At 61.6% G+C, this 8901-nt stretch carries 6 protein-coding genes; 3 read left to right on the top strand and 3 right to left on the bottom strand.

The features are described 5' to 3' along the window. Positions 1 to 434 precede the first annotated feature (434 nt). Complete coding sequence (locus FDW81_RS16740) at positions 435 to 1445, bottom strand: LacI family DNA-binding transcriptional regulator (RefSeq protein WP_138135341.1); 1011 nt, start codon at positions 1443 to 1445, stop codon at positions 435 to 437. Positions 1446 to 1610: 165 nt separating this feature from the next. Between FDW81_RS16740 and FDW81_RS16745 the strand changes: the two genes are divergently transcribed. Beyond that, a complete protein-coding gene (locus FDW81_RS16745) occupies positions 1611 to 2552 on the top strand; it encodes a dihydrodipicolinate synthase family protein (protein ID WP_138135342.1) in 942 nt (313 codons plus the stop codon). Positions 2553 to 2677: 125 nt separating this feature from the next. Beyond that, complete coding sequence (locus FDW81_RS16750; protein ID WP_205754630.1) at positions 2678 to 3979, top strand: Nramp family divalent metal transporter; 1302 nt, start codon at positions 2678 to 2680, stop codon at positions 3977 to 3979. Between the two features lie 356 nt (positions 3980 to 4335). Here the strand turns inward: FDW81_RS16750 and FDW81_RS16755 are convergent, their stop codons facing one another. Beyond that, positions 4336 to 5466, bottom strand: a complete 1131-nt coding sequence (locus FDW81_RS16755; RefSeq protein WP_370279145.1) for an AraC family transcriptional regulator — start codon at positions 5464 to 5466, stop codon at positions 4336 to 4338. Positions 5467 to 6364: 898 nt separating this feature from the next. On the opposite strand from FDW81_RS16755, the gene FDW81_RS16760 reads away from it, so the two are divergent. Beyond that, a complete protein-coding gene (locus FDW81_RS16760; RefSeq protein WP_138135344.1) occupies positions 6365 to 8032 on the top strand; it encodes a glycoside hydrolase family 13 protein in 1668 nt (555 codons plus the stop codon). 631 nt (positions 8033 to 8663) lie between these two features. Here FDW81_RS16760 and FDW81_RS18240 read toward each other — a convergent pair. Next, positions 8664 to 8901: hypothetical protein (locus FDW81_RS18240; protein ID WP_205754631.1), on the bottom strand; the 238-nt coding region annotated here is incomplete at its 5' end.

An 8901-nucleotide genomic window follows, 5' to 3' on the forward strand; every position in this document is an offset into this window, starting at 1 on the left:
CCGGCGCGGCTGTTACTACCTAATGGGATGACGATCGCTGATATGTGTGCCTATCGATTTCGAACTTCGAGCCTTCTGCCAACGCTGTAGGACCAGCCTGATCAAAGTCGTGGCGAACGGCCGCTCGGTCAGCCGGAGCCGTCAAACCCGGAAACCTGACTCCCTCGACACGTACACGTCCGGTTATGGCACACCCCACCCTGACACCGGCCGTTAGCCTGACGAACTATCCATAATCGGCGTTTCGAGTATCAGCGTTCCGCGATGAGGGCGTTGCCCAGCTCCTCGCAATCTTGGTTGCGGATGTGCAGCTGTCGAAGCACGGAAGGGGCGCCGGGTGGTTTGCCGCAAGACCCTTGGAATCCAAGCGGCAGGGCCGAGGGAGGTTCCGCTGGAGTCTTGAGCCTTTTGCCGGATCGTGGGGCTGCCTGTGGTTACGGGTGTGGCGGGGCCGTCGATTCCCTTGGGATGAGCGTGGGGGTTGATTTCCTTACCCGGGGTTCTGTGGCGGGATCCGTGATGAGGTCGATGGCTGTCCTGGCGATGTGGTCCAGGGGTACACGGACTGAGGTTAGCGGTGTTGGCAGCCTGGCTGAGAGGGGCGTGTCGTTGTAGCCGACGAGGGAAAGATCTGGCCCTATCCGCAGGTCGTGGCGGTGGGCTGCGGCCATGATGCCCAGGGCGATGTTGTCGTTGGCGGCGAAGATGGCCGTCGGGCGCTTCTTGGGGCTCAGCAGCTGTTCTCCTGCGTCGAACCCGTTCTCGATCCCGTAGCCGCCGGCAATTGTCCATGGTCGTGGGAGTTTGCTTCCAGCTTCTGCCATGGCTTTCCGGGCGCCGGCGAGCCGGGCGTTCGCTGTGGAGGTGAAGTCGGGCCCGGTGACGACGGCGATGTCACGGTGGCCGAGGTCGATCAGGTGGCGGACAGCGAGGTATCCGCCCAGCTCATCATCACCGAGGGCTGAGGGGCTAACCCCGTCGGTGCGCAGCACCAGGGCGTGAACCACGCGGCGCTCCCGCAGCAGCCGAGGAAGCTCATCATCAAGGCGCGCAGTGGCCAGAATCAGACCGTCCACGTTCCGGTCAAGCAGTGTTTCTGCCGCCCGCCGCTCGTCCCCCGGGTCGTCACCACTAGTGGCGACCATGGCGAAGTAGCCCCGGGAGGAAGCAGCCCGTTCAAGCTCTTCGAACATCAGCGCCATAACCGTGTCACTGAGCCGGGGAACGAGAACGCCCAGGGTGCGGGTCTCCCCGCGGCGGAGGCTGGACGCGAAAGAGTTTCTCCGGTAACCGAGCTCCTCGGCAATCTTACGGACATGGGCGGCGGCCGCCGAACGTGAGGTGGTGCGTTCATCCAGGGCGCGGCTGGCAGTGGAGATGCTCACGCCGCTGGCCGCGGCTACGTCCTTGAGCGTGACGATAGCGCCGGGGGCTGCCGGTTCCATGGCAGGTCTCCTTCCAAGCAGGGGCGTAACAGACACTCTATTCCTCCTTTGCAAACGTTCTCTTGACAGTGACGTGGGACACGTGCAGAATTGAAAACGTTCCCGCAAACGTTTTCAATCATAGCGGGACTGCCGACCATCAAAGAAGACAAGAAGGTAGCTGTAATGACACTCGATCTCCGCGGACTCAGCCCCGCACCTGTCACCCCGTTCACCGAAGATGGCGCTGTCGACTTCGCTGCGATCCAGCGTCTGGGTTCCTGGCTCGGATCGATTGAGGGCGTGAAGAGCCTCGTCGTCCTGGGGCACGCCGGCGAAGGCACGTTCCTTACGGAACAGGAGCAGCTGGACGTTATCCGCGCGTTCGTGGCGTCGACCGACGGCCGTGTACCGGTCGTGGCCGGCATCACGAAGGAGGGCAACAAGACCGCGGCCCTCGAGGCCAAGAAGGCCGTCGCGGCCGGCGCGTCAGCCGGTCTCGTCTACCCCTCGCACGGGTGGCTGCGCTTCGGATACCAGGACGGCGCGCCCCAGTCGCGCTACAAGGAAATTTACGAAGAGGCCGGTCTGCCGCTGATCCTGTTCCAGTACCCCGACAACACCAAGGCGAGCTACAACCTCGACACTCAGCTGGAGATCGCTGGCCAGGAGGGCGTGTTCGCCACGAAGAACGGTGTGCGGAACATGCGCCGATGGTACACCGAGATCCCCGCGCTGCGCGCCGCGTACCCCGAGCTGCAGGTGCTGTCCTGCCACGACGAGTACCTGCTGCCGACGATGTTCGATGTCGACGGTCTGCTCGTCGGCTACGGCAACATCGCCCCCGAACTGCTCGTCGAACTGATCGAAGCCGGCAAGGCGCAGGACTACAAGCGTGCCCACGCCATTCATGAGCGGCTGCTCCCTGTGACCAAGAACGTCTACCACCGCGGGTCCCACATGGAGGGCACCGTCGCCCTGAAGTGGGGCCTCGTGAACCGGGGCATCCTGGACCACGCCACAGTCCGCACCCCGCTCCTGCCCCTGCCCGAGGGCGCCGATACCGAAATTGCGGAAGCCTTCGCCGCCGCAAACATCGGCAAAGTCACCGCCACCACTGCCGTCTGACCCGACCCATCACGGGTCCTCACGGGCGGCGGGCCCCTCGGCCCGCCGCCCGTGCCCCAGCTTTTACTCTCCACCCAGGGCCAACGACGCCCCCAGCAACGTCGCTGTATAAGGAGGACTCGCCGATGCGCGAGCAGCAGAATAAGACCATCACCCGCACAGGTCACAGGGAAGAACAGATGGCAACCCAGCAAGGAAACCAACCCGCCGCCACGACTCCGAAGCACCGCACCTTCCTGGGCTACCTGGCCCTGATGGGCCCGGCCTTCGTCGTAGGCGCTTGGCAGTTCGGCCCCGGCAACCTCACCACCGCCGTCCAGGCCGGCAGTCGCTTCGACTACACCCTCGTCTGGGTCATCGCCGTCTCGACCATCCTGATGATCTTCTTCACCGACATGAGTGTCCGGCTCGGCATCGCAACACCGACCTCCCTGATCACCTCCATCAAAGACCACCTCGGCAAATGGGTCGGCGTGCTGGCAGGCTTCGGCGTCTTCGGCATCACCCTCATGTTCTCCGTCGGCAACGCCGTCGGCTCCGGGCTCGGCCTGTCCCTGATCTTCGGCGGCTCCCCCGTCCTCTGGACCGTGGTCTGCACCATCGCCGTCGGCATCGTCCTGGCCTTCCGCAACGTCTACGGAATCGTCGAAAAAGCCCTCCTGGTCATCGTCGTCCTCATGGGCATCGCCTTCATCGCCAGCACCGTCGTCGCCCAGCCGAACTGGTACCGCGCACTCGAAGGCGCAGTCCCCACCCTCCCCGCAGGCAGCGAAATCCTCGTTGTGGCCCTTGTCGGAACCAACTTCTCCATCAACGCCGCCTTCTACACCTCCTACGGGATTAAGGAACACCGGCGCACCCGTGCCGACTACAAAGACATCACCCTCGTCGACACCGTCCCCGGCATCGTCGCCCCCGGCATCATGACTGCCCTGGTCATCATGGTCGCCGCCGCCGTACTCGGCAGGACCGGAGCCGAAGCAGGCACCATCAATGCCCTCGCTTCTGTCTTCACACCCCTCGCGGGTCCCGTCGGAGCAATGCTCTTCGCCCTCGGCCTGTCCGGAGCAGCCTTCTCCTCCATGATCGCCAACGCCACCGCAGGCGGAACCATGATCTCCGACGCCCTCGGCCGCGGCGCCAAAGCAGGATCACCAATGGCCCGGATCTTCACCGGCATGATCCTGGCCTTCGGCCTAATCATCACCCTGACCTTCCAATCCTCCCCCGTCGGCCTGATCGTCATCGCCCAGTCCCTCACAGTTCTCATCGCACCACTGCTCGGCGTCCTCATCGTCATCATGGCCAACAAAGCCTCCGTCATGGGCGACCTCCGCAACAAGTGGTGGCACAACCTCTTCGCCGCCATCGGCCTCATCGCCATCATCGCCTCCTCCATCCGCCTCATCACCACACTCATCGGATAGAAAACAGCGAGGAAGCCATGTGTACGTAATGCCCCGCCGACCCGGCGGGGCATTACTGTGCATAGGCCAAAGGGGAAACCAGAGCTTCCACCTGCACCTGATGTCGGCCAACAATGGGTCTAAATTCGACTACACCTCAAGCTGACACGCGGCGGCTCCGCCGCCCAACCGGGGACAATTTTCATGTGTTGACCGCTACTGCTGTGAGGGAGTTACCCCACCGGCTCCCAACGTCCAGCCGTTGATAGCCCCAATTGACCCCAACCGTGGACGGGGCGGAACAGAGTCACCGGAGCGAGCGTGCCGAAATCAGCCAGGTTGACGGAATATCGGTTATCGGCGTTACCGGCCGAGCATCACGCAATGTCCTCTGCCCGGCCTTGCGCCGAGTTCCGATAGCCTCGGGGAGTTTGGCCAACATCTCTTAGGAAATGACGATTGAAGTTGGACAGGTTGGAAAAACCAACTTCGTAGCAGATTTCGGAGACGGGTTTGTCGCTCTGCTCCAGTAGCCGCCGAGCGTGGGCGAGGCGCAATTTCCGTCTGAGATCGCTGAAGTTCTGACCAGTGGAACGCTTGAAGTACTTGGAAAAGGTTGATTCGGTCATCCCCACGAGCGCTGCTGCCTCTGACATCTTGATGGTCCCGGCGTGGCTATTGAAGACGTACTCGAGGACAATGTCGACGACAGCCGCGGCCTGGCCGTCAAGCTGCGGCCTGAACCACTCGTCGGCAAGGTACCGCCGTTCTTCTTGTGGCGCCCGCGTGAGCGTGGTGAACAGTTCTATCAAGTGTTGAAGACGAGCCAGGCCCGCCGAAGTACCCATAGCCTCGATCGAAACAGCCGCTCTTTGCGCCGAAGCCCCCAGGAACTCAATGCCACGCGCGGATTGTTCGAGAAGAGGCTTCACTTCCGACAATTCGGGGACGAGAGTGGCAGCCTGCTCAACCCACTTACCATCAAACTGAATGACGGCGTCACGGTTCTCCAATACTTCTCCATGCTCAAGGTCACTGACCCAGTCGTGAGGCAGTCCTGAACCGACTATTGCCACATGTCCCGCTTCGAATGTTCCGATGTGGTCTCCCACTATGAATTTCCCGGTCCCTTTCCGGATGAGATGGATCTCATACTCCGGGTGGTAGTTCCACCGAGCCACTGGGCTCGGGTAGTCGTGCTGATGCCATCTCACGGAGTGGAGTGGGTCAGGAGGGATGATTTCGCGGTTGGCCCGCATCCCTAGCAGCCTTTCGGCCAACCGGGCGGTTGCTCCGTCCCCTGGTTGGGGAACGCTCATGATGATTCTCCAATGGCTGGTTCGATTATCAAATGTGGACAGCGCCCGAGACTGATTCTCCCACGGCATTACTCCCAGCTGGCGAGGAGCAGGAAAATTAGTATCAGAAACGTGCAAGCAGAGAGCTAGCTCTTCTCTATGCCACAGCCCTAGAGTGAAGAAATGCAGCGCGCGGCCCGGAAGTTCCATCCAGCGCACGCACTAATCATCGCGCTCCGCCGCGCCGGCCGAGCCTGCTTGGATTTCGCACCTACAAAGAACAAAGGAGTCCTTGATGCGCCCTAAATTACGCGCTGCCTCGATGGCCGCCGTGCCTCCGTATCGCCCTCGCTGCATCAGCCTGCTCAGGCGCAGGCGACGGAGCAGCTACTGACGCCGTCAAATAGCGCGGATCTCCCTGCCACCAACCGTTAAGGAAGACCGTCCGTGACACCCCCCAACCAACCACGCCGCGCTACACAGCCGGATTTACCCTCTAGGTTGTCCACCTCAAAGCGAACAGGGCGACACTGTGCTGGAAACCCTGCCAGTCCCGGGAACCCGTTCCTGATCCTCGGTCAGACTTCTCCGGCCGCATCACTCCGGTAGAAAGTTCCGTTGACCCGTCACGTGTAGGACGCCTTGACCCTGTTGAACTCCAGGAGCTCTGCGCCGATACAAGCAGTGCAAGGCGTACCGGTACACCTCCTCCCCAACCAAGGCCATGCCGTCGAGCAAACCAAGGTGTTCGAGGCTGGTGAGGCACGGTTTCTGCCAGGACGAGAAGGGGAAAAGGTGATCTCGAGAAGCAACCGTCAGCTGCGTGATGACGTCCGCTATCCGAGGCAGGACTGGTCGGACCTCAACGACGGTGAGGAAGTGGACATCACGGGGCATGGACGAAAGATGTACGGGGCTTGGGAGGGTATTTGCGTCACCCGCTCAGTGTTGGACCAGCAGCTTCCACAGCGTCGGTTTGGACCGACGCTCTCCGTCCACCAATCCTTACGCCACAGATTTAGGTTCTAAATTCAATTCTCGGATTTGCATTGCCCTTTCGTGAATCCGTCCTCTTAGCCACCCATCGAGTACAGGAGAAAACCCGTTCATGGCAGAAAGCCCTCACACCGAGTCCACCTTGTCCCCTTCCGACGCCAACTGGTGGCGGCAGGCCGCCGTCTACCAGATTTATCCGCGCAGCTTCGCCGATTCCAACGGCGACGGCCTTGGTGACCTACCTGGAGTGACTTCCCGGGTCCCGTATCTGAAGGCCTTGGGCATCGACGCTGTATGGCTTAGCCCCTTCTACCCCTCGGCGCTGGCGGATGGCGGCTATGATGTGGACGACTACCGCAACGTGGATCCTCGACTCGGCACCTTGGATGACTTTGACGAGATGGCGGCGGCCCTCCACGCAGCGGGCATACGCCTGATCGTCGACATCGTGCCCAACCACTCCTCCAACCGCCACGTCTGGTTTCAGGAAGCCCTGGCCGCGCCGAAAGGCTCCCCTGCGCGGGAACGCTACATCTTCCGAGACGGGCGTGGGCCTAATGGGGAACTGCCGCCAACGGACTGGGTTGGAGCCTTCGGCGGTCCGGGCTGGACGCAGGTCAGTGACGGGCAGTGGTACCTGCACTTTTTCACGCCGGAGCAACCCGACTTTAACTGGGACAACCCGGAAGTACGCGAAGACTTCCTGACCACTCTGCGTTTCTGGGCGGATCGGGGTGTAGACGGCTTCCGTGTCGATGTTGCCAACCTGCTGGTCAAAGATCTTCCCGCCGATCTGCCCAGCCAGGCGGAACTGGATGCCATGGACCGCACCTCGGGCACCCACCCGCTGATGGACCGCGACGAGGTCCACGAAATCTACGCTCAATGGCGGAAAGTCTTCAACGAATACATCCCGCCGCGTTTCGCCGTGGCCGAAGCCTGGGTCGAAACGCCGGAGCGGCGCGCAAGGTACGCCTCCCCGGAGGGCCTGGGCCAGGCATTCAGCTTCGACCTACTCGAAGCTGATTTTGACGCGACCCAGTTCCACCGGATCATCAACGACAACCTCGAACAGGTGCGGCTGACCGGTTCGACCTCCACTTGGGTATTCTCCAATCACGATGTCACACGCCACGCCACCCGTTACGGCCTGCCCCCGTTGAATGGGCGGAACGTCAAACAGGGCGTCGAATGGGTCAAGGCCGGAGGCCCCGCGGAAGACATCGATCTTGAACGTGGCCTCCGTAGGGCCAAAGCCGCCACTTTGCTTATGCTGGCCCTTCCAGGCGCAGCCTACCTCTATCAAGGCGAGGAACTGGGCCTGCACGAGGTCGCAGACATCCCCGCTGAGCAACGCCAAGACCCCTGCTTTTTCCGTGGTGCCGATTACAACGGCCTGGGTCGTGATGGTTGTCGGGTCCCCCTTCCCTGGCAGGCCGACGGAACTTCCTTCGGTTTCGGCGCCAATGGAGCACACCTGCCTCAGCCGGAATGGTTCGCCCCATACGCTGTAAGCGTGGAGGAGAAGGACCCAGCCTCGACCTTGTCCTTCTACCGACGTGCCCTTGCCCTGCGGCACGAGCTCCAAGGTCCGGAGACCCTTGAATGGGACGACGTGGACGAGAACGTGCTGCATTTCGTGCGTCCCGGCAACTGGCACGTTGTAACAAACTTCGGGACGGCACCGGTGGCTTTGCCCGACGGTGAGGTGCTCCTGGCCAGCGCCGAGGTAGAGAACGGAATGCTCTCCGGCGAAGCAACCGCATGGATCCGCCGCTGATTCCCTGCTAGAGCACTTGATCCTGGCGTCCAGATGAGTAGCGAAGAGGTGCCGTCACTCATCTGGACGCGGTGCTTCATGCCTCTTGATACCAGCGGCATCACTCGCAAGGCATCCTCCTGACCCCAACCATTCCGTTCGGTGGTGCGAACACGATTATCCCAGTCCGTCGGCGCGCTGGAACTACCGCCCTGACCAGGAGGTTCACCCCTCATTCCCAGCAGTCGTCTAGGCGGTCTGACCGTCGCTCCCCCGTTCACTGCCGTTGCCCTCATTGTGGTTTTCCAAGTGATAGGCGTCCTGAATAACGGCACAGCAGCTGAGCACCTCCCCTCCCCACAGTGTCTTATGCGGCACAAAAAACGGGGAAAATTTGTATCAGAAGTCGGCAATTGGGGCGCTAGTTGTACCCCATGCACCGGATTAATGTTGAGGAACACGACTGCGGCAACGTAACCCCCGCCTGGCCCCGCTTCAGTCATGCACTTCTGCGCAGCAGTGGAAGTGCGGCGGAACGAACACACAAGAACAAAGGAGTCCTTAAGAATGCCCGACATTGCCGACACTGCATAATCTGCTGCAACGTCAACTGGAACTAATTCCTCTTGGCCCCGTCGCCGCCAGCACACGCTCAAGTCTTCCGGACCGTCTTCGTCTCTGGCCTGCGGCTGTTCCCGCCCCAGATGCGCGCAGCCGTCGTGATCTCCCTGAGCATACTGTTCGCCGGCTTCACCGCACATGACAAACTCATGCAACCTCCTTCGCCGCCGTCAAGGAACAGGCCATAACCCCTTAATTTTCTGAGGATTACTTCGATGTCAACACCAACCGCACAGTCCCGGGCGCTCAGCCACCCTGAGCTGCCGTCC

It is taken from the genome of Pseudarthrobacter sp. NamB4, from assembly GCF_005796185.1.
Taxonomy (GTDB): Bacteria; Actinomycetota; Actinomycetes; order Actinomycetales; family Micrococcaceae; genus Arthrobacter.

What these genes read in the sequence shown, in the direction of transcription:
- FDW81_RS16740 (WP_138135341.1), bottom strand. Translation starts at nt 1,445, where the DNA reads ATGGAACCGGCAGCCCCCGGCGCTATCGTCACGCTCAAGGACGTAGCC.
- FDW81_RS16745 (WP_138135342.1), top strand. Translation starts at nt 1,611, where the DNA reads ATGACACTCGATCTCCGCGGACTCAGCCCCGCACCTGTCACCCCGTTC.
- FDW81_RS16750 (WP_205754630.1), top strand. Translation starts at nt 2,678, where the DNA reads ATGCGCGAGCAGCAGAATAAGACCATCACCCGCACAGGTCACAGGGAA.
- FDW81_RS16755 (WP_370279145.1), bottom strand. Translation starts at nt 5,466, where the DNA reads ATGGAACTTCCGGGCCGCGCGCTGCATTTCTTCACTCTAGGGCTGTGG.
- FDW81_RS16760 (WP_138135344.1), top strand. Translation starts at nt 6,365, where the DNA reads ATGGCAGAAAGCCCTCACACCGAGTCCACCTTGTCCCCTTCCGACGCC.